This is a genomic window from Kribbella sp. NBC_00482 (assembly GCF_036013725.1).
Taxonomy (GTDB): domain Bacteria; phylum Actinomycetota; class Actinomycetes; order Propionibacteriales; family Kribbellaceae; genus Kribbella.
In genome coordinates, this window is the sequence record NZ_CP107881.1 from 696,182 (window position 1) to 719,033 (window position 22,852).

The 22,852-nt window shown below is 69.0% G+C and carries 24 protein-coding genes; 5 read left to right on the forward strand and 19 right to left on the reverse strand.

Going from position 1 to position 22,852, the window contains the following annotated elements; genetic code table 11:
* The first annotated feature begins 96 nt into the window (after nt 1-96).
* Nucleotides 97-1,347 carry a LuxR C-terminal-related transcriptional regulator gene (locus OHB24_RS03480; RefSeq protein WP_327637467.1) on the forward strand — a complete coding sequence of 417 codons (1,251 nt, stop codon included), beginning with the start codon at nt 97-99 and terminating at the stop codon, nt 1,345-1,347.
* Here OHB24_RS03480 and OHB24_RS03485 read toward each other — a convergent pair.
* The 5 genes from OHB24_RS03485 to OHB24_RS03505 form a co-directional block, all read right to left on the reverse strand.
* Nucleotides 1,344-2,765, reverse strand: a complete 1,422-nt coding sequence (locus OHB24_RS03485; RefSeq protein WP_327637468.1) for an ATP-binding protein — start codon at nt 2,763-2,765, stop codon at nt 1,344-1,346. The two genes, OHB24_RS03480 and OHB24_RS03485, sit on opposite strands and share 4 nt — an antisense overlap.
* A gap of 69 nt (nt 2,766-2,834) precedes the next feature.
* Complete coding sequence (metG, locus tag OHB24_RS03490) at nt 2,835-4,400, reverse strand: methionine--tRNA ligase (RefSeq protein WP_327637469.1); 1,566 nt, start codon at nt 4,398-4,400, stop codon at nt 2,835-2,837.
* Between the two features lie 29 nt (nt 4,401-4,429).
* A complete protein-coding gene (rsmI, locus tag OHB24_RS03495; RefSeq protein WP_327637470.1) occupies nt 4,430-5,272 on the reverse strand; it encodes a 16S rRNA (cytidine(1402)-2'-O)-methyltransferase in 843 nt (280 codons plus the stop codon).
* On the reverse strand, nt 5,269-5,781 hold the full coding sequence (locus tag OHB24_RS03500; protein ID WP_327637471.1) for a type II toxin-antitoxin system VapC family toxin: 513 nt from the start codon (nt 5,779-5,781) through the stop codon (nt 5,269-5,271). Before OHB24_RS03500 ends, rsmI begins: the two co-directional genes overlap by 4 nt.
* On the reverse strand, nt 5,682-5,921 hold the full coding sequence (locus OHB24_RS03505; RefSeq protein WP_327637472.1) for a hypothetical protein: 240 nt from the start codon (nt 5,919-5,921) through the stop codon (nt 5,682-5,684). The genes OHB24_RS03500 and OHB24_RS03505 overlap by 100 nt, the downstream gene beginning before the upstream one ends.
* Nucleotides 5,922-6,136: 215 nt before the next feature.
* Between OHB24_RS03505 and OHB24_RS03510 the strand changes: the two genes are divergently transcribed.
* Nucleotides 6,137-7,699, forward strand: a complete 1,563-nt coding sequence (locus OHB24_RS03510; protein ID WP_327641010.1) for a dolichyl-phosphate-mannose--protein mannosyltransferase — start codon at nt 6,137-6,139, stop codon at nt 7,697-7,699.
* Here OHB24_RS03510 and OHB24_RS03515 read toward each other — a convergent pair whose 3' ends face one another.
* From OHB24_RS03515 to OHB24_RS03580, 14 genes are all read right to left on the reverse strand, one after another.
* Complete coding sequence (locus OHB24_RS03515) at nt 7,700-8,371, reverse strand: DUF1707 SHOCT-like domain-containing protein (protein ID WP_327637473.1); 672 nt, start codon at nt 8,369-8,371, stop codon at nt 7,700-7,702.
* A 126-nt stretch (nt 8,372-8,497) separates the two neighbouring features.
* The gene (locus tag OHB24_RS03520) at nt 8,498-9,721 is read right to left on the reverse strand and encodes an MFS transporter (RefSeq protein ID WP_327637474.1); all 1,224 of its coding nucleotides are present in this window, start codon (nt 9,719-9,721) and stop codon (nt 8,498-8,500) included.
* Nucleotides 9,718-10,527 (reverse strand): Rossmann-like domain-containing protein, encoded by an 810-nt coding sequence (locus OHB24_RS03525; RefSeq protein ID WP_327637475.1) that lies wholly within the window; start codon nt 10,525-10,527, stop codon nt 9,718-9,720. The genes OHB24_RS03520 and OHB24_RS03525 overlap by 4 nt, the downstream gene beginning before the upstream one ends.
* A complete protein-coding gene (locus tag OHB24_RS03530; protein ID WP_327637477.1) occupies nt 10,524-11,279 on the reverse strand; it encodes a phytanoyl-CoA dioxygenase family protein in 756 nt (251 codons plus the stop codon). The genes OHB24_RS03525 and OHB24_RS03530 overlap by 4 nt, the downstream gene beginning before the upstream one ends.
* A 9-nt stretch (nt 11,280-11,288) precedes the next feature.
* Nucleotides 11,289-12,347 carry a pyridoxal-phosphate dependent enzyme gene (locus OHB24_RS03535; RefSeq protein WP_327637478.1) on the reverse strand — a complete coding sequence of 353 codons (1,059 nt, stop codon included), beginning with the start codon at nt 12,345-12,347 and terminating at the stop codon, nt 11,289-11,291.
* A complete protein-coding gene (locus tag OHB24_RS03540; RefSeq protein WP_327637480.1) occupies nt 12,344-13,915 on the reverse strand; it encodes an ABC transporter ATP-binding protein in 1,572 nt (523 codons plus the stop codon). The genes OHB24_RS03535 and OHB24_RS03540 overlap by 4 nt, the downstream gene beginning before the upstream one ends.
* A complete protein-coding gene (locus OHB24_RS03545) occupies nt 13,912-14,703 on the reverse strand; it encodes an ABC transporter permease (RefSeq protein WP_327637482.1) in 792 nt (263 codons plus the stop codon). The genes OHB24_RS03540 and OHB24_RS03545 overlap by 4 nt, the downstream gene beginning before the upstream one ends.
* The gene (locus tag OHB24_RS03550) at nt 14,700-15,638 is read right to left on the reverse strand and encodes an ABC transporter permease (protein WP_327637483.1); all 939 of its coding nucleotides are present in this window, start codon (nt 15,636-15,638) and stop codon (nt 14,700-14,702) included. The genes OHB24_RS03545 and OHB24_RS03550 overlap by 4 nt, the downstream gene beginning before the upstream one ends.
* Nucleotides 15,639-17,171 carry an ABC transporter substrate-binding protein gene (locus tag OHB24_RS03555; protein WP_327637484.1) on the reverse strand — a complete coding sequence of 511 codons (1,533 nt, stop codon included), beginning with the start codon at nt 17,169-17,171 and terminating at the stop codon, nt 15,639-15,641.
* Between the two features lie 173 nt (nt 17,172-17,344).
* On the reverse strand, nt 17,345-17,827 hold the full coding sequence (locus OHB24_RS03560; RefSeq protein ID WP_327637485.1) for a MarR family winged helix-turn-helix transcriptional regulator: 483 nt from the start codon (nt 17,825-17,827) through the stop codon (nt 17,345-17,347).
* A gap of 43 nt (nt 17,828-17,870) precedes the next feature.
* Nucleotides 17,871-18,857, reverse strand: a complete 987-nt coding sequence (locus OHB24_RS03565; RefSeq protein WP_327637487.1) for a CopD family protein — start codon at nt 18,855-18,857, stop codon at nt 17,871-17,873.
* Nucleotides 18,854-19,360 carry a copper resistance CopC family protein gene (locus tag OHB24_RS03570; RefSeq protein ID WP_327637488.1) on the reverse strand — a complete coding sequence of 169 codons (507 nt, stop codon included), beginning with the start codon at nt 19,358-19,360 and terminating at the stop codon, nt 18,854-18,856. Before OHB24_RS03570 ends, OHB24_RS03565 begins: the two co-directional genes overlap by 4 nt.
* Nucleotides 19,361-19,362: 2 nt before the next feature.
* Nucleotides 19,363-20,031 carry a YcnI family copper-binding membrane protein gene (locus tag OHB24_RS03575; RefSeq protein ID WP_327637489.1) on the reverse strand — a complete coding sequence of 223 codons (669 nt, stop codon included), beginning with the start codon at nt 20,029-20,031 and terminating at the stop codon, nt 19,363-19,365.
* 47 nt (nt 20,032-20,078) lie between these two features.
* Nucleotides 20,079-20,594, reverse strand: a complete 516-nt coding sequence (locus OHB24_RS03580) for a hypothetical protein (protein ID WP_327637490.1) — start codon at nt 20,592-20,594, stop codon at nt 20,079-20,081.
* 79 nt (nt 20,595-20,673) lie between these two features.
* Here OHB24_RS03580 and OHB24_RS03585 point away from each other — a divergent pair, with 79 nt between their 5' ends.
* From OHB24_RS03585 to OHB24_RS03595, 3 genes are read left to right on the forward strand one after another with little or no spacing between them, the layout of a single operon-like run.
* Complete coding sequence (locus OHB24_RS03585; protein ID WP_327637491.1) at nt 20,674-21,195, forward strand: SigE family RNA polymerase sigma factor; 522 nt, start codon at nt 20,674-20,676, stop codon at nt 21,193-21,195.
* Nucleotides 21,192-21,965 carry a hypothetical protein gene (locus OHB24_RS03590; RefSeq protein ID WP_327637492.1) on the forward strand — a complete coding sequence of 258 codons (774 nt, stop codon included), beginning with the start codon at nt 21,192-21,194 and terminating at the stop codon, nt 21,963-21,965. The genes OHB24_RS03585 and OHB24_RS03590 overlap by 4 nt, the downstream gene beginning before the upstream one ends.
* A 20-nt stretch (nt 21,966-21,985) precedes the next feature.
* Complete coding sequence (locus OHB24_RS03595; RefSeq protein WP_327637493.1) at nt 21,986-22,822, forward strand: ROK family protein; 837 nt, start codon at nt 21,986-21,988, stop codon at nt 22,820-22,822.
* Nucleotides 22,823-22,852 lie beyond the last annotated feature (30 nt).

Here is a 22,852-nt window from a genome sequence, read left to right on the forward strand (position 1 = left end):
CGATGCCGCGGCATTCCCGACTGGCCGATCGGACAGTTGTCCCCCGCCCGAAAGACGGGCCCGGGTGGATGCGTCAACCGACGTACTCTGAAGGACATGGAGGCGGCGGAGGTACTGGCGGCGGCAGCCCAGGTCATCGACGGGCCGACCGAGGAGCTGCTCCAGCGGCTGTCCCTCGTGACCGCGGACCTGGTCCCGCACCGCGCGGTCGCCCAGCTCGCCTCGCAGTGCGCGTCCACACCGGTGACGGCGTACGGCGATCCGGCCGTGAGCGGCGCGATCACGGGAGCGGACCTGGCCGGCCTCCTGGGTACGGTGACCGCCGGCCAGCCGTGGCAGGGCGTCATCCCGATCGCCGGTGCGCAGCACCCCGTCCTCGCGGTCTCGAGCGACCGGGCGCCGCGGGGTTCGGTGGTGGTGTTCCTCCGTACGTCGGACGCTCCGACGACCGCCGATCGGATGTTGCAGGCGTTGTGGGACGTCGTCACGGCCCACATGTACCGCCTGGCCCTCGAACGTGAGCCTGGCGCGCTGGCCCAGAACCGCGCGATCGCGGAAGCGCGGAACGACCTGGCGGCCGAGCTCGGGGAAGCTCATGCGGCGACGCTCGCGACGATTCTCGGCGTACTGCGGAACCAGCGGATCGACGACGCCGCGGCGCGGACGATGGCCGTCGAGATGGCGCTCAACGGCCTCGCCGAGCTGCGGACCGACACGCAGCAGGACAGGGTGTGCAGCGGCGAGGAACCGGCGGGCCGCGCCTTCGACCGGCTCGCGGACTCCCTGCGGGCGCTGCTCCGGCACGGCCCGGTCGAGCTCGAACTGGATGCCCCGGGCAACGATCAGCTGATCCCGGCGGCCGTCGCGCACGCCGCCCGGGTCGCGGTCCGCTCGGTCGTGCTGGCGATGCTGACCCAGGACGACGTACGCCGGATCCGCGTGGCCTGGCGCTGGGACGGGAAGGAACTGCTGTCCACGGTCCGCGACGACGGCCCCGGACGGTTGGCGAATGTGCTCGACCTAGGGCAGCTGTCCGAGCGCCTCCGCCTGCACGAGGGCGACCTGGACCTGGACGCCGTACCCGGCTGGGGCTTGACCGCCCGGATCACCCTCCGCACCTCACAAGCCCCACAAACCGTCACCTCCGACCCCCTGGCCCCCTTGGGCGCCCGCGAACTGGAAGTCCTCGAACGACTCTCCCAAGGTCACCGCAACCGCACCATCGCCGACGCCCTCCACATCAGCGAGTCAACGGTCAAATTCCACGTAGCCAACATCCTCACCAAACTAGCCGTAACCACCCGAACCCAAGCCGCAGCCCTCTACCACGCAACGGCCGCGGTTTAGCGTGGCTGCCAGCCGGCCAGCAACTCATCCGGCCCATAGACCGCATCGAGACCGGAGGCGGTCACGCCATTGCGGGACACAGCCACCAGCGGAACCGGATCGTCGGTCAGCAAGCTTCGATGCCGGTGGAGCGCGGCGAGGTCGTGGCTGTCGAATCGGCTGTTGTCCAGCCACTTGATCGAACCGAGGAACAGCAGTTCCTTCGCCAGGGGCCCGCGATCGGCGCCAACCAGATCGATTTCGATGTCGTTGCTTCTGGTCCAGTACCCGCCGACGACACCTGCCCCGGGCAACTGATCGTCCGGGAGCAGCCTGGCCAGTGATTCGCGGATCAGCGGCTCGACCGCACGGCCACGCCAACTGCTCCAGTTCTCCTTGATCCGGACCAGCGTCAGATCGCCACGCATCCGCTCGATCTCAGCCATGTGCGGTGCGAGGAAGGTCAGCCAGAAGCGCAGGTACGGATCGGCGATCCGGTACCGGCGCTCCTTCGACGGACGCAACGAGACCGGCAGCTCAGCGGTGACGATCCCCTTGTCCATCAGCACCTGCATCGCCCTGGTCAGACTCGTGTGTGCGAGTCCGCCGGCGGCCCGGGCGATGTTACTGAAGGTCCGTTCCCCACTCCCCACCGCACGCAGCACGTCACCGCCGAGGGCTCGCGGCGGAAACTCGGCGGCCAGCGATCGTTCGGCCGAAACCAGGAGCGGCGACGTCGGGTCACTCAAGGAGGTCTTCAGGAAGTCGCGCAGGGTTCCGCCGCGCCGCCAGTCCCTGCAGATCAACGGCAGACCGCCAGTCACCAGTGCAGCGTCGAAGGCAACTGCAGGCGCGAGGTCGAGCATGTCCGCCAGATCTGCGGGAGTGAGCGGGCCAAGCACCATCTCGCGACCGCGCTGGTGAAACGGCCGGTCGTAATTGTTCAAGGACTCCATCATCGACAGATCCGAGCCGACGAGGAGAAGGAGCACGGGCTTCCGGCTCAGCAATCGGTCCCAGGTCCGCTGCAAGACCCCCTCGAAGGCGTCGACGGAGTCCATCAGATACGGGACCTCGTCGATCACGAGGACGCTGGGCTGATCATCCGGCAGCATCTCCGCGAGCAGACGGAGAGCCGCGGGCCATTGGGTCGGCGCCTCGACGCCGAATAGCTCGCGGTCCGGTAAGGCCGACGCAGCGATCACCTCAGCCAGCTCGGAGAGTTCATCCGCAGCGGGCAGTCCGGCCGCTGCGAAGAAGATGCTGGGCACGTCCGCCGTACGGAGGAACTCCTCGACCAGGCTGGACTTTCCGACCCGGCGGCGGCCGCGGATCAGAATGCATTCCCCCGGCTGTGCCGCGTCGGCGGCAGAACGGACCCGGGCCAGCGCGTCCGTCAGAACGCCCAGCTCACGAGCCCGCCCGATGAAACGCCGCACCGGCGCACCTCCCTGGAGTATCACCAAAGATAGTATCACTGACGATACTATCTTCGGTGATACCAATCCTCAGGCCTCTTCGAGGCGGGGGAACAGGGGGTCGCCCTTGGTGAGGGTGGCGCCGGCGGGGAGTTGGCCCCAGGTGCCGGCGTCTTGTACTCGCTGGTCCGTCAGCGCACCCAGCTTTTCCTCGGCGCCCAGGAGGTCCCAGAGCTTGGCGGAGGACTTGGGCATCGTTGGGTTGTGGAGTACGGCGACGGCGCGTAGGACCTCGGCGGCGGAGTAGAGGATTGTTGCCAGGCGGGCTCGCTGGGAGTCGTCCTTGGCGACCTTCCACGGCTCCTGCTCGGTGACGTAGCCGTTCACGGCGCCGACGAGCTCGTTGATCGCGGCCAGGGCGTCCTGGAACGCGAGGGTGTCCAGGGCCTTGTCCGCGGTCGCCACGGTCTGCGCGAGCTTGTCCGCCAGCGCCTGCTCGGCCGGTCCGTGGTCGGTCGGCTCCGGCAGTACGCCGTCGAAGTACTTGCCGACCATGGCCGCGATCCGGCTGGCCAGGTTACCGAGGCCGTTGGCGAGCTCGGACGTGTAGACCGCGCTCAGGTGCTCCCACGAGAACGAGCCGTCCGACCCGAACTGGATCGTACGCAGGAAGTAGTACCGGAACGCGTCCGAGCCGAAGTGGTCGGTGATCTCGTGCGGCGCGATCGCGGTCAGCTTCGACTTGCTCATCTTCTCGCCGCCGACCAGCAGCCAGCCGTGGGCGAACACCTGGCGAGGTACGGCGACCTCGGCGGCCATCAGCATCGCCGGCCAGATCACCGCGTGGAACCGGAGGATGTCCTTACCCACCAGGTGTACGTCGGCCGGCCACAGCTCCTCGAACCGCTCCGGGTCGGTGCCGTAGCCCGCGGCCGTCACGTAGTTCAGCAGGGCGTCGATCCACACGTAGAGGACGTGGTCCTCGTCCCACGGGACCGGGATGCCCCAGTCGAACGTCGACCGGGTGATCGACAGGTCCTGCAGGCCCTGCTTCACGAACGCGATGACCTCGTTGCGTGCACTGGACGGCGCCACGAAATCAGGCTGTTCCGAGTACAGCTCGAGCAGGCGGTCGCCGTACGCCGAGAGCCGGAAGAAGTAGTTGGTCTCGGAGACCGTCTCCAGCTCGGTGCCGTGGATGATGCAGCGCTGCGTGCCGTCCTCGTCGGTGCGGATGTCCGCGGGGAGCTTGAACTCCTCGCAGCCCACGCAGTACAGGCCCTCGTACTCACCCTTGTAGACGTCGCCCTTGTCGTAGAGCTTCTGCCAGAACTCGCGGACCCGCTCGGTGTGGCGCTGGTCGGTGGTCCGGATGAAGTCGTCGTACGCGATGTCGACGTCGACCCAGGCCGGCTTCCAGGATTCCTCGACCAGCTTGTCGGTCCACTCCTGCGGGCTCATGCCCTGGGCCTGCGCGCTGCGCATCACCTTTTCGCCGTGCTCGTCGGTACCCGTCAGGTACCACTTGCGCTCGCCGCGCTGGGCGTGCCAGCGGGTCAGGACGTCCCCGGCCACCGTCGTGTAGGCGCTGCCGATGTGCGGCGGGGCCGTGACGTAGTAGATCGGGGTGGTGACGTAATAGGCCTTCTCGGACATGTAATTAAGGGTAGTGCCGGGCGCCAGTGTTATTTACCGGGGTCCCGAGCTGCGAGTACGGCGTCGTACACGGTCCGTTTCGGGACGTTGAAGCGCTTCGCGACGTCGGAGATCGCCTGTTTGCGCGGCGTACCGGCCTCCTCGTCCTGGGCCACCTCCCGCGCCAGGTCCTCCGGGGTCAGCACCTTGTGCGGGTCCGCGCCGGCCACCACGAGGGTGATCTCGCCCCGGACGCCTTCCTTCGACCACGTGACGAGCTCGTCGAGCGGGCCGCGTTTCACCTCTTCGTACGTCTTCGTGAGCTCCCGGCACACCGCCGTACGCCGGTCTGCGCCGAACGCCTCGGCCATCGCCTCCAGGGACTGCGTGAGCCGGTGCGGCGCCTCGAAGAACACCATCGTCCGCGGTTCGTCCTTGAGCTCGCCGAGCCGTCGCGCGCGCTCCCCCGGCTTGCGCGGCAGGAACCCCTCGAACGTGAACCGGTCCACCGGCAGCCCGCTCAACGCGAGAGCCGTCAGGACGGCCGACGGCCCCGGTACGGCGGTGACGACGATGTCGGCCTCGATCGCCGCCGCCACCAGCCGGTACCCCGGGTCCGACACGCTCGGCATCCCCGCGTCCGTCACCACGACCACGGTCTGCCCGTCCAGGAGCGCCTGCAGCAACTCCGGCGTACGCTCCCGCTCGTTCCCCTCGAAGTAGCTGACCACCCGCCCACTCAGCTGGATCGCCAGCCCGGACGTCAGCCGCCGCAATCGCCGCGTGTCCTCCGCGGCCACCACGTCCGCTTCCGCCAGCGCCCGCCCCAACCGCGGCGAAGCATCCGACACGTCCCCGATAGGACTCCCCGCCAACACCAGCCGCCCGCTCATGGCAGGAGCGTAAAGCTATCGACGTGCCGCGGCCGAACCACACTGAAATGCCGACGATCCAGCGTCGCGACCTCCCGCGCACCGAGCGCCTCCGCGACCGCCACCACCGAGGCATCCGCCACTCCGAGCGGCATGTCGGCATACCTGTGCATCAGATCCGCGATTCGCTCGAGCTCGGAGTCACACTCGGCGACCGCGAAGTCTCCCGCGGCGAGCGACTCCACGAAGTCGGCCTCCACCTTCGCACCTACCTCGCGCTGAATGAGGTAGCAGACCTCGGGTATGACGAAGCTCGGCACGACCAACTGTTCCCGGTTGAGGTGGGCGGCGGCGAAGAGATCCACGCACGCACGATGATCGTGGTCGTTGGACAGCACCGCTGCAACCAGTGGGCCGGTGTCAACGACAATCACTCGCGCCGGCCGAACTCGTCTCGCAGGATCTCCTCGCTCCGCTGTGCGACGTCGGATCGGCTCCCCGTGCCGGCGCCGAACCAGGGCGGCGGCCACGAGCGAGGTTCCGTCGCCCGGCGGCGGCGCATCTCCAGCCGGTGCTTGAGGATCTCCCGCATATCAGGCGCGAACTCGGCGGCGGCTTCGTCCGACAGCTCGTCGATCAGCGCGTGCAGTTCCTCGCGGGGCGTGCTCATGTGACTGATTGTAGGAGGTTCGGCGCGGCGGGTTCGGGTTTTCCACAGATGCGGGGAGGCGGTGGTACCAGGGCGTCCGTACGATGGCGGGCGTGGCTGCTGTGATCGAGGACGAAACGGTACGGCGCAATGACGCCGACGCGGAGCGGGAGACGCTCGGGCGGGACGTGCTCGGGCGACGGCTGCCGCCGCTCAAGGAGCGGCTGTACCCGGCGATGCCGCGGGACTTCGACGGCGGCTGGATCGCCACGCTGGCCATCACCGTGCTGGCCGGCGTGCTGCGGTTCTGGCACCTCAGCAACCCGGTGAAGTTCGTCTTCGACGAGACGTACTACGCCAAGGACGCGTACAGCCTGCTCAAGTTCGGCTACGCACGGCAGTTCATCGACCAGCCGGAGGGCGCCGCGGACAAGGCGATCCTGGCCGGCAACCTGGACGTCTTCAAGGACACCCCGAGCCTGACCGTGCACCCCGAGGTCGGCAAGTGGATGATCGCCGCCGGTGAGCAGCTGTTCGGGATGACCCCGTTCGGCTGGCGGTTCATGCCGGCGTTGTTCGGCACGCTGACCGTGCTGCTGCTGATCCGGACGGTACGCCGGATGACCCGGTCGACGCTGATCGGCTGTATCGCGGGCCTGCTGCTCGCGGTCGACGGTCTGCACTTCGTGATGTCCCGGGTCGCGCTGCTCGACATCTTCCTCGCGTTCTGGCTGGTCGCGGCGATCTCCTGCCTGGTCGCCGACCGCGACTGGACCCGCCGCCGGCACGCCGAGACCCTCGACAAGCCGGTCACCGACGGCGAGCGCCGTACCGTCGGCCGCTGGCTGCTGATCCGGCCGTGGCGGATCGCCGCGGGTATCTGCTTCGGCCTGGCGCTCGGCACCAAGTGGTCGGCGGTCTGGGTGCTCGCCGCGTTCGGCGTGATGGCGTTCGCCTGGGACTTCGGTGCCCGCCGGGCGCTCGGCGTACGGTTCGCGTTCGTGAAGTCGGCCCTGGTCGACGGCATCCCGGCGTTCGTCAGCCTGGTGCTGGTCGCGGTCGTCACGTACGTCGCGACCTGGACCGGCTGGCTGCTGCACGACAACGCCTACGACCACAACTGGGCCGCGAGCAACCCGGCGCACGGCGTGATGAAGGTCGTGCCGGACGACTTCCGGTCGCTGCTGGAGTACCACAAGGAAGTGCTCGCGTTCCACACCGGCGACTACATCAAGCACGCCACCCACCCGTACGCCTCGAACCCGGCCGGCTGGCCGATCATCGCCCGCCCGATCGGCTTCGACGCGGTCAACGACATCAAGCCCGGTACGCCGGGCTGCAACGCACCGACCGGGACCAACTGTCTGCAGGTGATCTCTGCCCTCGGTACGCCGCTGTTGTGGTGGGGAGGCGCCCTCGCGCTGATCGCTGCGCTGGTGCTGTGGATCGGCACGCGCGACTGGCGGCTCGGCATCCCGATCGTCGGGTACGTGACGTGCTGGGTGCCGTGGTTCGCGTTCGACGACCGGCCGATCTTCTTCTTCTACGCCGTCACGATGATCCCGTTCACGGTGATGGCGCTGGCGCTGATCCTCGGCAAGGTCCTGGGCCCGGCCCGGGCAGTGCTGAGTACGGGGATGAGTACGGCGACCCCGCGCCGGCTGATCGGCACCGCGGTGGTCGGCGCGTTCGTCGTCCTCGTCGTGCTGAACTTCGCCTACATCTGGCCGATCCTGACCGACGAGGTGCTCCCGCACCCGGACTGGCTCAACCGCATGTGGTTCAAGTCCTGGATCTAGCTAGTGGAGTTCGTGGTGGCCTTTGCCCTTGAGCTTCTTGCCGTGGCGCTTGGCTGAGGACTGGCCGCCGACGCCGCCGAACAGGGCGAGGCCCTTGACCACCACGACGGGTGCGTTCGGGTCGGGATTGTCGCTGCCGCGGGCGCCGAAGCCGCCGAAGATGCCGACGCCCTCGTTGCGCACCGTCACGCCTTCCGGGACCGTGATGTCGATGCCGCCGAACACCGCGAACGCCCAGATCGTCACCTCGCGGCCCTCGAAGACCGCGTTGGTCATGTCGAGGTCGTGCCCGCCGAACACCGCGAACGCGTTGGTACGGCGCTTCACCCGCCAGCGCCCGTTCCGCTCGCCGCCGCCGAAGATCGCCACCATCGTGTCGAAGCTCTGCTCCGGGTCGGCCGGCTCCTCGATCGGCACCAGGCTGGTCGACGCGGTCGCGGCGGGCTGCGCCGCGGGCGTCGGCTGACCGGGGACGACGAGGTCGCGGGTGATCGGTTCGAGCTCGCCGAGGGTCTTCGCCTCCAGGGTCTGCTCGAGGCGCTCGCCGTGCTCCTCCTGCGTCAACCGGCCCGACATCAGGGCCTCCCGCAGTACGTCGACCACCTGGTCACGATCGATGTCGGACGCCCGCAGATGTGCGTGCGGGTGCGGGCGGTCGGGCAGGTTCTCCATGAAAAGCAACGATATATCGTAACGGGCTCGGTGAGGACCCCGATTAGTCCCGGAACCGACCCTGACGGACGTCGTCCTTGAGCACCCACCAACCGTTTTCGGGCTGCCCAAATGGTTGATGGGTGCTCAAGGACGCGGCGCGCGGTGGATGTGGAGAGCGAGGAGGACTGCGACGAGGGTGATGCCTGCGAAGGTGACCGCCGTACCGGGGTAGCCGCCGAGGCCCAGGCCGAGGCCGCCGATCGCGGCACCGAGGAACGTGCCGAGGCTCATGCCGGCCGCGTTGACGCTGAGCGCCGAGCCGCGGAGATCACCGCTGCGACGGACCAGCAGTGTGGTGACGCAGGCCGCGACCGTTGCGTGGCCGGCGCCCATCAGCGCGGTGAGGAACAGCGTGAGCGGGAGCGTCGGCGAGAAGTAGAACGCGGAGACGGCGAACAGGGAAACGGTGATGCCGCCGACGAGCAGCCGTTCGGGGGTGATCCACGGCCGATCGGTAGCGAGGTACCGGCCGGAGAGCAGGTTGCCGAGGAAGAAGGACGCGCCGCTGAGCGACCAGACCAGCGCGAACCAGCCCGGTGCGAGGTCGAACTTCTCGTCGTAGAACGCCGCCAGGTAAGCGAGGTAGCCCATGAAGGCCGCGGTCCGCAGCATCGCGATGACCAGCAGCGGGAGCGCGCCAGGGATCCGGGCGAGCTCGCGGTACGTCGCCAGGTAGCTCATCCGCTCCCGGTTGGTGATCGGCGCCTTCCGCCCGCGCCCGCGCCAGAAGAAGGCCGCCGCCAGGGCGAGCGAGATCGCTGCCGCCGCCAGCAAGTTGCCCCGCCAGCCCCAGATCAGCCCCGGCCCGGCGAGCACCGGAGCCGCCAGCATCGCCATCGCCGACGTCGTCGCGGACACCAGCGTCGCCGCGCGGCCCGCCGCGGCCGGCGACCTGAACCGATCCGCGGCCGCAGCTCCGATCGAAGGCGCCAGAATCGACGTCGACGCCCCGATCAGCAGGCAGAACGCGGCGAGCGCAAACACGTTGCCCACGGCCCCCAACGCCGCCGAGATCCCCAGCAGCGCGAGCCCGCCCGCAGCGACCAACTCCCGCGGTGCGCGATCCATCAGCGGCGCCAGGACCACACCGACCGCCAGCGCCGCGAGCCCCCCGAGCCCTCGCAGTCCACCGATCTCCGCAACACTCCCTCCGGCAGCTTCGGAGATCGGCACCAGATACATCCCGAACACCGTGAACGGGATCAGGCTCACCGTCGACGCCAGCAGGAACGGCCACAGCCGCCGGGCCATCCGGAGATCGCCCGGGACTTCCGCCGGGAGTGCGGTGAGGTTCTGCTGCGCAGTCATGTATCCGTCCTGTAGCGATAGAGGCTGCTCGGGCGGGAGCTGAACTGGGAAAAGGGAAAAGGCTCCGCGGACAGCGCGGTAACGCCGGCGCCGAGGAACGCACGAGCGACCGCACTGCCGGTCTGAGCGTAGACGGCGAGCGGCTTCGATTGCTCACGGCAACGAGTAAGAAGTACGTCGAAGCTGCCGTTGGACAGCGTCATACCGGTGGCGACGACCGCGTCGGCGGCGTCGATCACCTCGGTCATGTCGCGGGACACCGGCAGGCCGGAGGCGGTCTCGCGGAGGTTGAAGTCGCACGGGAGACAGATCCCGCCACGTTCGGTGATCGCGTCGACGAGTGGGTTCACGACGCCGATCAGCGCGACTTTGGTGCCTTCGGCAACGTCGAGCAGCCCGGCGACGGCGGCGTCACGGGCCCGCGCGCGAACGTCCGGCGTACCGGCGGGGAGGACGACTTCCTCGGCGTACGGCGCGGTGTGGTGCGGCTCGACCGCGGCCAGGTAGGCGTCGAGTGCGGCGATCCGGACGGGGAGCGGGTCGTTGGAGGAGAGTACGTCGGCGAGCGTGCGGCCGGAGGTGTCGGCGCAGTACGCCGGGTCGAGGTCACCCGACTCGAAGGAGCAGGCGCCGAACACCTCTCCCACGCGCAGCAGCACGTAGTAGTTCCGGTAGGTGACGTCGGCGCCGGGCAGGCGGGTCGTGTGGTGCAGCCAGAACGCACTGGTGATGTCGAGGTCCGCCGGTGACGGACCACGTTTTCCGGCAAGAACGTCTGCGGTCAGATCGGCCACGGAAGCGGTCATGGGAGATCGGCCAGCCTTTCGGGGTTGTACTGCAGGGCGGACAGTTCGGGGCGGCCTGTTGGCTGGAAGCAGTACAGGAGGGAACGGCGATCCGTGGCCGTCCGGTTCGGGGCGGAGCGGTGCACCATCAGGCCGGGGAACATCAGGACCGATCCGGCCGGGGCCTCCACCGTCACCACGCGGGTCTCGTCGACGACCGTTGGATCCACCAGCAATCCGGTCGGGTCCAGCGGATCACGGCGTACCGGACCTTCCGAGGGGCTGCCCGGGATCAGGGTCATCGCGCCGTTCGCGGCGGTGTTGTCGTCGAGCATCACGATCGCGGTCGCGATGTCGTACGCCGCCGCACCGCAGCACCCGTACCAGTACGGAAAGTCCTGGTGCCACGCGAACTCCGACCCGACCCCGGCGCGCTTGAAGTTCAGCTTCGCCACGAACCGCCCAGCAGGTGCCCCGATCAACGAACTCATGGGCTCGACCAACCGCGACTCGCTCCACAACTCCTCCAGCGCCGGATGCAGATGCGCCACCGGCGACAGACTGCGCACAGTCTTGCCGGCCGCATCCGGCTCCCAGTGGATCGTCGTCCCGTAGACCGTTTCCAGCCGGTGCCCGTCCGGCCAGACGTTCACCGTCGTCTCGCCGGCTTCGGCCGCGGACACGACGTCCGCGTGCACCAGCTCGACCACGTCGCGCAACCGATCCACCTCGGTTGCCGTGAACAACTCCGGCAGCAGCACATACCCACTCACAGGACCACATTAATGCGACGGAGTCGCAGATGGAAACTCCTCGCGCCGGGCCTGCGCGGATTCCCGCCGGTCCCACGACATCGCCGACCACGGCACCGCGAGCTCGTCCAGCGAGTCGATCTCCCGCGGCCGCATCGACGCCATCGGCCGCGCCTCGGCATGCCGGGCGAACGCGGACTCGACGTACCGCGTCCCGGTGTCCGCGGCCAGGAAAACGTGTTTCCGCCCGCGGTCGCAGTTGTGCTCCCACAACGCCGTCAGGTACGCCGCCCCGGCGGACAGCCCCGCGAACACGCCGGACGTGCGGAGCAGATCGACCGCCGCCGACATCGCGTAGTCGAACGAGACCCAGTGCAGCCGGTCGTACAGCTCGTGCCGCACGTTCCGGAATTCGATCGAGCTCCCGATCCCCGCGATGATCATCTCGGGGTCCTGCGTGTGCCCGGCGCCGAACGTGATGCTCCCGAACGGCTGCACGCCGACCAGGTTCACGTCCCGGCCGCGCTCCCGCAGGTACGCCGCGATCGCGCCGGTCGAGGCGCCCGTGCCGACGCCGCCGACCAGACACAGCGGACCCGCCGGCACCAGCTCCGCGACGAGATCCGCGATCGCGCCGTACCCGAGGTAGTGGATGTCGTCGTGGTACTGCTGCATCCAGTGGTACGTCGGGTTGTCGCGGAGGATCTCGCCGATCCGGCGGACCCGGAGGTTCTGGTCGAGCTGCAGGTTGTTCGACGACGGCACCTGCTCGACGGTCGCGCCGAGGATCTCGAGCTGGATCTTCAGCGTCCGGTCGACCGTGGTCGAACCGACGATGTGGCATCTCATCCCGTACCGGTGGCAGGCGAGCGCGAGTGCGTGCGCGTAGATCCCGCTCGAGCTGTCGATCAGCGTGTCACCGGGCCGGACCTGCCCGGTCTCCAGGAGCCGGCGGACCGCGCCGAGCGCGGAGTACACCTTCATGGTCTCGAACCGCAGGCAGATCAAGTCGTCCCCGGTGCCGGAACTGACGCGGATCGGGTCCGGGTCCTTGATGGCCTCCGCCAGGTGGTCGTGCAGTCGCGTCATCGGCGCGGTTCGCTCCTTGAGTCGGTTGTCAGCACGGGCGGAGATTGTGGGTCGTCGCCGATCCGGGTGGCTGCGACCAGCCGCCGGGTCAGCTCGTGGTGCGGCTCGGTCGTGATCGTCGCGGGCGGACCCTGCTCGACCACCCGGCCGGCGTCGAGGACCAGGACCCGGTCCGCGACGGCGGCGACCAGGCGCAAGTCGTGACCGATCCAGATCAGCGCCGTACCGCGGTCCTTGAGCTCGGTCAGGAGATCGAGGACGAGCGCCGTACCGTGGTCGTCGAGGGCGGTGGTGATCTCGTCGCAGATCAGTACGTCGGGTTTCGCCAGCACTGCTCGCGCAAGGGCTGCGCGTTGCAGTTCACCGCCGGACAGGCGGCTCGGCGGGCGGGCGGCGGTGATCGCGGCGACGCCGAGACGGGCGAGCGTGGCGACGGCTTCGGCGTGCGCCTGGTCCGGCGCGAGTCCGCGGAGGCGTTGCGCCGTACGGGCGACCTGCTGGTCGACGGGCCGCCGTTCGTCGAAGGAGCCGCGGACCTCCTGCCAGACGTACTGAACGCGGCGGTGCTGGTCGCGGGTGCGCCTCCGGAGGACGGGGAGCGGTTCGTCGTCGAGCAGGATGGTGCCGGTGTAGCGCTCGTGCAAGCCGGCCAGGCAGCGGGCCAAGGTGGTCTTGCCACTGCCGGAGCGGCCGACGACCCCGAGACAGGCGCCGGCGCGGACGGCGAGGTCGGCCTCGTGCAGGACGACATCGCGGCCGCGAGGGCGCAGCGAGGCGGACAGGTTCATTGCCGTTAGCAACGGTTGCCCGGCGACGGAGGTTCCCTTGACGTCCAGATCCGGTGTGGGAGGGAGTACGTCGGTGGCGATCACCTGACCCGCATCGAGGACGACGATGCGGGACGCGAGGGCGCGGACCAGGTCGAGATCGTGACTGAGCAGCAAGATGCCTAGGCCGGTGGCGGCGAGCTCTCTGAGTTCGTGGACGAGTTGCAGCCGGGTGATCGAGTCGAGGCCGGTGCTCGGCTCGTCGAGCACGAGCACCTTCGGCTGGCAGGTGAGCGTCTGCGCGAGCGCTACTCGCTGCCGTTGACCGCCGGAGAACTGGTGCGGAAAACGTTTGAGGGTGGCGAGATCTCCGGGCAGTTGGGCCGCGCGGACGGCCTCGCCCGGGTCGCCGTTATGCAGCTTCGCGAGCTCCTGCAGCGTCGTGCCGATGCGTCGAGCTGGGTTCAGTGCACTGCCGGGGTGCTGCGGCATGTAGGCGACGACGCGGCCGCGTACCGCCGACGCGGCGGCGGTCACTCCGTTGCTGTCGACAACCAGTTGCCCGTCGACCTCGACCCGTCCGGCCAGTCGTACGCCGTCACCGTGTTCGCCTAGCAGTGCTAGCGCCGAGGTGGTCTTCCCCGACCCGGAGGCGCCGACCAGAGCGGTCACCTCCCCCGCCACAACCTCGAACGAAACCCCGTCCACCAACGCCGCGTCCCCCGCGGCAGCGGACAGCCCAGTCACGCGCACCAGCGGCGTAGTCGCATGCTCGCCACGAGCAGGAACGCCCGGCGTCACTTCGTGCTCTCCACGAGGCGGCGTGACCTGTGGACGAGGCGGTCGGCTAGGAGGTTGAAGCCGAGGGTGAAGGACACGAGGAGGAGCGCCGGAGCGAGCACCGACCACGGTTGGAGGAGCAGGCCCTCGCGGTTGCGGGACACGCTGACCGCCCAGTCCGGCGCGGTCGGGCTCAGTCCGAGCCCGAGGAAGTTGACCGAGGCGACGAGGAACACCGCAAGCGTGATCCGCGTACCGAGATCCGCCGCGACCGGCCCGAGGACCGAGCGTCCGACGTACCCGAGCTGGATCGTGACCCACGATTCCCGTTGCATCCGGAGCGCCTCGACCACGGGTCCGCTGGCCGCGTCCAGGGCGGCTGCTCGGACGAGCCGTGCGACTGTCGGGACGTTCACCATCGCAACGGCCACGGTGATTGCCAGCGCGGACGCGCGCCAGCCGACAGCGACCACGCTGATCACGAGGAGGGACGGGAGCGGTAGCAGTACGTCGAGCGGCCGCATCATGCCTTCGTCCAACCACCGATGCCGCGTCGACGCAGCCGTCAGCCCGATCAGCCCGCCGACCAGATACGCCAGTACCACCGCCCCGATCGCCATCCCCAGCGCCGACCGACCGCCCACCAGCAACAGCCCCAGAACGTCCCGGCCCAACCCGTCCGTCCCCAACACGCCCTCGGACGAGTACGGCAGGCCGGGCCGAACGTCGTACGGCAGGAACGGTCCCAGCACCGCGACAACCAACGGCACCGTGACCAACCCCACCGACACACCCTCGCGCGGGCTCATCGGAGCGCTTCCGTTCGGGGGACGAGGCGGTTGCAGACGAGGTCCGCGCCGAGGTTGATGAGGAGGGCCGCGATGGCCAGCACGAGCGTCAGGCCCTGGACGGTCGGGATGTCCCGAGTTTCCACACCGTCCACAAGGGCCGTGGCGAAGCCGGGGATGGCGAAGATGGCTTCGACGACGAGGACGCCGCCCAGGAGCGTGTCACCGGTGCGGGCCAGTTCTTGTACCCCGGGAACCGCTGCGTTCGGCAGGACATGGCGGAGCAGGAGTTGGCGGCGCGGGATGCCGAGCCGTCGGGCCTGCGTCACGTACTCGGCGTTCAGTGCAGCAACCGTCCCGGCGCGGACCTGCCGCGACAGCAGGCAGACGGTCCGGCCGAACAGGACGGCGATGGGAAGGATCAACAGCGCCGGCGAGGACAGAAGATTGCCGCCGATCCAGGTCGCCGGCAACCAGCCGAGTTTCAGCGAGAACACGGCCACCAGGACGACCGCGATCACGAAGTCCGGGATCGCCGACAACGCCAGCGTGATCGACGTGATCGTCCGGTCGACACGCCCGTTCTCACGGGTTCCCATCACGATGCCCAGGGCAACGGCCAACGGTACGACGATCGCGAGCGTTACCAGCGTGAGTACGAGCGTCGCGCCGATCGAGTTCCGCACGATGTCGGCCACGGGCCCCCCGCTGATCAACGACGTACCGAGATCGCCCGTGAAGACGTTGCCCAGCCAGTGCACGAACCGCTCGACGGGAGGTTGGTCGAGACCGAGCTCACCTCGAAGCGCGGCGACCTGCTCCGGCGACAGCGTCTCGGTGAACCGCAAGTCCGCCGCATCCCCCGGCAGCAACGACGTCAGGACGAACACCAGCACCGAGAGCAGCGCCAACTGAACGATCGCGAGCCCCGCCCGTTGAGCGGCGTACGACCGCATTCAGGCCAGCCACACCTTGTCGAACCGGCCCTGGTCCAACGTGTTCGGCGGCACCGCCTGCACCCCTTGCACCTTCGACGAGACCGCGATCAGGTAGTCCGGCAGACCCCACGCGAGGATCCCGCCCTCGTCCCGCACGGTCTTCTGCAGTACGCCGTACCGCCTGGAGCGCTCGGTTTCGTCCGTCACCGCCCGCGCCGCCGCGAACGCGGTGTCGAACGCAGGCCGCCGCCAATGCGTCACATTGAACGGCGAATGCGACAGCAGCCGATCGGTGACGTACTGCGGAATCGGCATCGCCCCCGACCGATGGTTGCCGATAGCCCCTTTCGTCAGCAGGTCCTTCGCGTAGGTCTGCGGACTCCCGGTCGTCACCTTCAACCGCACCCCCGCCTCCGCGACCTGCTCCGCGAGCAACGTCGCCGCCTCGACGAACCCGGCCGACGCGTCCGCGGTGAAGATCTCCACCTCCTTGCCCGCCAGCCCGGCCTTCTTGAACAGGCTCCTCGCCTGCTCGACATCGCGCTCCCGGGCCGGCAGATCGGCCGGGTAGTACTGATACCCCTTGCCGAACAGGTCGTTCCCCACCTCACCCCGCCCGGCCAGTACGACGTCCACCAGCCGCTGCCGGTCCGCCACCAGCTTGAACGCGAGCCGTACGTCGGGATTGTCGAACGGCGCCTGATCCACCTTCATCACGAACGCCTGCATCGTGCTGGCCTTCGCCGCCACGATCCGCACCGTCTTCCCGGCCTCCGCGGTCCGCGCGAACGTCGCGGTCATGTCGTTGGCGTACTCCGCCTGACCACCTTGGACGGCGTTGGCCCGCGCCTCGGAATCGGCCGACAGGATGTGCAGTTCCTCGATCCGCGCCGGCTCGTCCCAGTAGTCGTCGTACCGCGAAGCGACCATCGAGCGTCCGGCCTCGAAGGACACGTACCGGAACGCGCCCGTGCCGACGGGCTTGGCCGGATCCTTGAACCCGTTCCGCACGATCTGGGTGCCGATCCCGGCCAGCAAAGCGGGGAACTCCGCGTTCGGCTGGGTCAGCACCAGCTCGACCGTCGCGGGGCCGATCGCCTTGCTGCGCTTGAGATCCAGCGTCGCGAGCGACGACTGCGCGACCCGGTCCGGTACGGCGGGATTCACGATCCGGGCGATGCTGTACAGCACGTCCTCGGCGACCAGTTTCGCGCCGTCGTGGAAGGTCGCGTCGCGCAGACTGAACCGCCAGGTCGTCCCGGTGCCGTCGTGTTCCCACTTCGACGCGAGGCGTGGCACCGGCTTCAGATCCGGGCCGAGCTCCACGAGCTTCTCGTAGATCGCCTTGTGCCGTGCGATGTCCACGAACAGGCTCTGCACGTGCGGGTCGAGCACCTCCTTCGCCCCGCCACCGGCGTACACGGCACGCAGCCGCCCGCCCTGCGTGGGTTGCGCGGCCGCACCCCCGTCCGCCCCACATCCGGTGATCGCCGCCAGCCCGGCTACCCCGGCCAGCCCCAGAAACCCACGCCTACCCAAAGCCTCGGACACGCGCCACATCCTCACCTTTAGTGAAAACGATTGTCAAATCCAGCGCGCATCCGAACCCGACGCGATCATTCTTTCGGTCCAACTCCACGCCCCGCCCGCCGTAACGGCGTGTCACCGCCGACTACCACCGAGTACTGGGAGTGACCTCCAGCTTCACGACTTCCCGGCGAGGGCTACTCGTCGCAGTCGGGGGTGGCGCAGGTGTTCGGGAGGTTGGCCGCGATGCGGTTGAGGAGGGTGGTGAGCTGGGCCTGCTCGTCCGCGGTCAGGTGGTCGAAGAAGTACGTGCGGACGGCGGCGACGTGGTCGGGGGCGGCGGAGTCGATCGCCTTCCGGCCGAGTGCGGTGAGGCGGATCATCGAGCCGCGCGCGTCGGAGGTGCATTCCTCACGGGTGACCAGGCCGCGCTTCTCCATCCGGCTGACCTGGTGCGACAGGCGGCTGCGTTCCCAACCGACCGAGCGGCCGAGGTCGCGGGTGCGGAGCAGGCCGTCCTCGGCCTCGGACAGCGGGTGCAGCAGCGCGTAGTCGGCGCCGGACAGGCCCGAGTTCGTGATCATCCGCGCCTCGAGCGCACGCATCAGTTCACGATGCGTGTCGCGGTACGACTGCCAGAGCTCCGCCTCCTGCGCCCCGAGCCACTGCGGTTCCTTCATCCATCCATTGTACGGACGGACGTTGACATGTCACCGACTCGCGTCAAGGGGTGCGCGACAGGGCAACCGCGAGGCCGATGGTGCCGGCCATCACCGCGAGTTCTAGCACTGCTAGCTGACGGAACGCGCCCGCGTCGCCGGTCGCCACGCGCGGGATCGTGCTCCGCCGATGCAGCCAGCCGATGAAGACCAGGAGCGCGAACGCGAGCGTCTTCCCGAGCACAAGAACGCCGTACCCGGTCGTCACCCACTGCGTGATCAGCCCCCAGCCGTCCTGCCGGCCGCCCAGGTGGATCTCGGCAGTCAGCAGCCCGGTGATGCCCATCGTCACGGCGCAGACGAAGGCGAGCGTGCTGAACAGCTCGACGGCCTCGTGGGAACGGGTGTAGCGCAGTACGGCGCCCAGGCCGCCGATCCACGCGGTCGCGGCGACGACGTGGACGACGAGGGACGCGGTGGCGAGGACGGACCACAAACTGGTGCGGTCGATCGCGCCATGGCCGGTGAGGAGCGGGCCGATCAGGGCAGCGACCGTGAGCGCGGCAGCCAGGCGGGCGGTGCGCAATGTCTTGGTACCGCTGAGGACCACGGCGAGTACGGCGGTGAGCACGACGGCGACTGCCAGCGCGCGGACCTGGCTCAGCTGACCGGCCGCTTCGGCGTGCTCGGCCAGATGGGACAGCGGGATACCGAGGATCACGGTCGCCGTCGTCATCAGGCCGCCGATGCTCGCGACCGCCCAGATCCCGGCAGCCAGAGCGGCATCCTGACAGGCGCGGATCGCTTTGTTTCCGAGCTTTCCGTCCTTCGCCGGCAGGAAAAGTACGACCGCCAGCACGGCTCCACCGGTTGCCACCGCGGCTACGTCCGCGAGGATCCGCAGTACCGGAACCGCCCAGGAGACAGCGAGTCCGGCGCCGAGCAGGCCGTCCGCCGCCCGCTGCGGCGCACCGCCGGCGGCGAGCAGCGCGACCACCATCACCACGATGCCGGTAGCAACTACCCCGATCGGGACGAAAGCACGTTTCATGAGGCCGGACGGCGGCGGACGATCACCACGGCCAACGCCACGACTACGAGCATCACCAGGCACATCGCGACGATCGTCACCGTGTTGGAGTTGCCCTCGGGCTGCGCCGGAGCATCGGCGGGCTGGGTGGCGGGGTGGCCGGCGTGCGTGACGGTGAAGGCGCCGCTGATCGTGATCGGATGGCCGTCGGCCGAGACCACGCGGGCCTCGACCGTGTACTTGCCGGCCTCGATCATCGCGCCGACCGGCTGGGTGACCGTGTTGTCGACCACCTGGACGTCACCGTTCGCGACGTTCGTACCGCTCGGCGCCTTCACCTGCACCTGCGTCCCGTTGGACCCGACCGGCTCGTTGAAGGTCAGCACCACCTTCGTCGGCGGCGCGGCCATCGACGAACCGTCGGTCGGCGTCATCGACTCGAGCTTGGCGTGCGCCGCTGCCACGCCGGCGGAGACCACCAGCGTGAACAGCGACGCGACCAGTACTGCGATCAATCGGCGCACGGCTACTGCTTCTCGACAGCGCGACGAGGCCGCAGCCCGAAAGCCAGGCCGAGCAGCCCGACCAGCAGACCGCCACCGCCGAGCCAGCGCGCCACCGTGTCCGGAGAATCGGTGGACGCCGCGACCGGCGTGATCGCGGCGGCGACCTTCAACGTCGGCGCCGGATGTTCGGCTTCAGCACCGTCCTTGGCGACGTCGGCCCACTTCACCACCTCACCGTCGCTGTAGGTCTGATCGGCCGGGAAACTCAACGCATCCACGCCCTCGGGCAGCTTCCCGACCGACAGCGAGAACTCGTCGAAGTCGTTCGGTGGGATCCCGGCCGCGGTCGCGGTCCAGGTGACCGTGGTGATCGCCTTGGTCAGCGTGACGTCACCGACCTTCACCTCGGCCGGCAACTTCTCTTCCTTCTTCTCCACCTTCCATCCGTCCTTCACCTGCGCACCCACGTGCGCGAACGGATGGTCCTTGGGCAACGAGACAACGAGCTTCGTGGTGCTGGTGTTGTCCGACTCGGTCGGCACGCGGAACACCAGCTTGGCGTACCCACCGGGCTTGGCGTCCGGCGACGACACCGTGACATGGGCCGATGCCGAACCCGCGGCGCCGATCACGACGAGCGCGGAGGCCGCGACGATCGCGCCGGCGCGCAGGACGAATCTCTTGGGCATGAGAGAACCTTTCAAGGCATACGAGTAGTCCGGCGCGATCGGCCGGCTCAGACAGCTGCAGTTACTCGTACGCCGGGAGGCCCGCGCCCGGAGGCACTCGTGCCGAGTCGGGATCCGATCAAGATCCACGAGGAGAACATGCCGCTCGCGGTCGAAACGTGTCGGAGCGGATGCAGGACCGGCAACTCCGGGAGCAGTCGCGCGAACACCCGGCGTACCCGATGGACCCAGCGGTGCGCCTGGCCGATCGCGAGGACGCCGGCCAGCAACGCACCCAGGTGGGTCGCCGTCATCGTCAGGCTGCTGCCGATCGACATCCCGTGATGCATCGTCACCGAGTCCAGCGCGACGTGGACGAAGAGCTGCACCCCGGCCAGCACCAGACCCGTGAGCAGCGGCTCCCCCGCCAGGTACTCTCCGAGCAGCCAGCAGACGCCGGCCAACGCCACGAGCGGAGGTACGACGCCCAACGGCACGCCGCCGCCCCCGACGAGCGCATGACCGACTACCGCCACCGCGACGCTCAGCGCCGCGACCGCGGACGTCGTCCTGCTCTCGGTCACGGGAAAAAGTGTGCCGTAGTCGTGCAACCAATCGTGCGGCCCATCGCGTTTGACTCGGCATGACTGGGGAGGGCGACGGGTGAGACCCGAGACCGAGCAGGACTACGTCGAGTTCGTGACGCATCATGCCAACTCTCTGTGTCGAACCGCTTACCTTCTGTGCGGAGATTGGCGGCGCGCCGAGGACGCCACCCAGGAGGCCCTGATCCGGTTGTACCGGGTCTGGGGCCGGATCCAGCGCAAGGGCGCGGTCGGCGCGTACGCGCGGAAGGTCGTCGTCTCCACGACCCTCGACGCGCTCCGCCGCAAGTCCAGCCAGGAGGTCGTCGGCGGCGACGAATACTTCGCCAACGAGGCCGAGGCCGACGTACTGGGCACCGTCGAGAACCGGATGGTGATCACCAAGGCCCTCGTCGCGCTACCGCCCCGTCAGCGCGCCTGCGTCGTCCTGCGGTACTTCGACGAACTGTCCGTCGAGGAGACCGCGATCGCCCTCGACTGCCGCCCCGGAACCGTGAAGAGCCAGACGATGCGCGCTCTGGAGAAGCTGCGCGCCCATCCGTCCCTGGCCGAGCTCTCCGACCTGGTGGGGATCAAATGACGGGCGAACTGAAGACCTTGATGGACCAGGCGACCGACCGCGGTACGTCGTTCGCGCCCGACGCGACCGAACTGGTCGCAGCCGGCCGGCACCGGACCCGGCGACGCCGGGCGATGGTGAGCGCAGCCACAGCTGTCGGCACCGCGACTGCGGTGGTCGCCGTACTGCTGGTCGGCCGGATCGGAGACGCCCAGACGAAGCCGCAGCCGGCCACCGTCGCGCAGCCTGCCGCGATCACCGACCTGTGCGCGAAGTCCGACGACTTCTTCCGGACCGCGAACGACGACGCCTGGCGACGGCAGGTGGTCGCCAACTGGACCGCCAAGGTCGTCGAGGTGAGCGATGCCGACGGCGCGATGACGGTCCGCCGGTCGCCGGACGGGTCGCAGTACGCGTACTGCGTGGCGGGGGTGCCGATCCAGAAGCAACCGCTGGGCGGGTTCGGCGCGACGCTGCTGAACGTCGGCATCGTCACCCGCGAGGACCAGATCCAGCGCTACTGGAGCATGGCGTGCGGCGACGCACCGGTGGAGAGGAACTACGCGCAGGCCAGCTGCAGGGGTGTGCGGTACAGCTACGCGGGCCGGGTGCCGGAGGGAGTCACCCGGATCGCGTTCACCGGCCTCGGGCAGCGCGCCGACGCCACCGTCAAGGACGGGTACTGGGCGCACCGCGTCTACACCGACGACATCAGGAAGGGGAACACCGACCCGATCTACATCACCATGTACAACGACATCGGGAAGCAGGTCTTCAAGGAGCGGTACTGACGTCCTGCGATGATGTGCGGATGGACGTAGCTGTGCTGGAGATCGGGGGAAGCCACGTCACGGCGGCCGTGGTGGCGCCCGGCACGTGGGACGTGACCGAGGTGGACCGGGCGAAGCTCGAGTCGCAGAAGGCGGCCGAGGTGGTGGTCGAGCAGCTCGCGGAGACGGCCCGGAAGTTGCCGCTGGCAAACGGTCTGGCGGTCGCGCTGCCCGGTCCGTTCGACTTCGCGACCGGGGTCGCGTGGTACCGCGGGCAGGGCAAGTTCGACCAGCTGTACGGGTTCAACCTCGGCGCCGCGCTGAGCAGCGAACTCGGGATCGACCGGTTGCTGTTCATGAACGACGCGGAGGCGTTCGCGGTCGGCGAGTGGACCGCGGGCGAGGTCCGCGGCGTCGAACGTTGCGTCGGCGTCACGATCGGCACCGGCATCGGTACGGCGTTCCTCGCCGACGGCCGCGTGGTCCGCGACGGCGGCACCGTCCCGCCGGGCGGTGAGCTCTACAAGACGACGTACGCCGGGAAACCGCTGGAGGACTCGATCTCCGCGCGCGCGATCCTCCGCCGGTACGCCGAGAGCACCGGAACGGGGGCCCCTGGCGTCAAGGAGATCGCCGACCAGGCCCGCACCGGCGACACCGCCGCGCAGGAGGTCCTGACAGCCTGCTTCACCGACCTGGCCGCCGCCTTGAAGCCCTGGCTGGAACGCTTCGGCGTAACGAAGACCGTCCTGGGCGGCTCGATCTCAGGCGCCTTCGACCTGGTGACGTCGGCCCTGGACTTCCCGGCCTCCGCAACGAAGGACACCGAGCACTCCGCCCTGATCGGCGCCGCCGCCCACTACCTCCGCTCGTCATGAACTGTCGGCGACCCCCGCTACGGTCGGTGG

Coding starts and splice junctions, on each gene's coding strand:
- rsmI (WP_327637470.1), bottom strand. CDS start 5,272: ATGAGCGGGCGGCTGGTGTTGGCGGGGAGTCCTATCGGGGACGTGTCG.
- OHB24_RS03525 (WP_327637475.1), bottom strand. CDS start 10,527: ATGACCGCTTCCGTGGCCGATCTGACCGCAGACGTTCTTGCCGGAAAA.
- OHB24_RS03510 (WP_327641010.1), top strand. CDS start 6,137: ATGCCGCGGGACTTCGACGGCGGCTGGATCGCCACGCTGGCCATCACC.
- OHB24_RS03535 (WP_327637478.1), bottom strand. CDS start 12,347: ATGACGCGACTGCACGACCACCTGGCGGAGGCCATCAAGGACCCGGAC.
- OHB24_RS03505 (WP_327637472.1), bottom strand. CDS start 5,921: ATGAGCACGCCCCGCGAGGAACTGCACGCGCTGATCGACGAGCTGTCG.
- OHB24_RS03480 (WP_327637467.1), top strand. CDS start 97: ATGGAGGCGGCGGAGGTACTGGCGGCGGCAGCCCAGGTCATCGACGGG.
- metG (WP_327637469.1), bottom strand. CDS start 4,400: ATGTCCGAGAAGGCCTATTACGTCACCACCCCGATCTACTACGTCACG.
- OHB24_RS03575 (WP_327637489.1), bottom strand. CDS start 20,031: ATGCCCAAGAGATTCGTCCTGCGCGCCGGCGCGATCGTCGCGGCCTCC.
- OHB24_RS03520 (WP_327637474.1), bottom strand. CDS start 9,721: ATGACTGCGCAGCAGAACCTCACCGCACTCCCGGCGGAAGTCCCGGGC.
- OHB24_RS03515 (WP_327637473.1), bottom strand. CDS start 8,371: ATGGAGAACCTGCCCGACCGCCCGCACCCGCACGCACATCTGCGGGCG.
- OHB24_RS03560 (WP_327637485.1), bottom strand. CDS start 17,827: ATGAAGGAACCGCAGTGGCTCGGGGCGCAGGAGGCGGAGCTCTGGCAG.
- OHB24_RS03595 (WP_327637493.1), top strand. CDS start 21,986: ATGGACGTAGCTGTGCTGGAGATCGGGGGAAGCCACGTCACGGCGGCC.
- OHB24_RS03545 (WP_327637482.1), bottom strand. CDS start 14,703: ATGAGCCCGCGCGAGGGTGTGTCGGTGGGGTTGGTCACGGTGCCGTTG.
- OHB24_RS03565 (WP_327637487.1), bottom strand. CDS start 18,857: ATGAAACGTGCTTTCGTCCCGATCGGGGTAGTTGCTACCGGCATCGTG.
- OHB24_RS03590 (WP_327637492.1), top strand. CDS start 21,192: ATGACGGGCGAACTGAAGACCTTGATGGACCAGGCGACCGACCGCGGT.
- OHB24_RS03550 (WP_327637483.1), bottom strand. CDS start 15,638: ATGCGGTCGTACGCCGCTCAACGGGCGGGGCTCGCGATCGTTCAGTTG.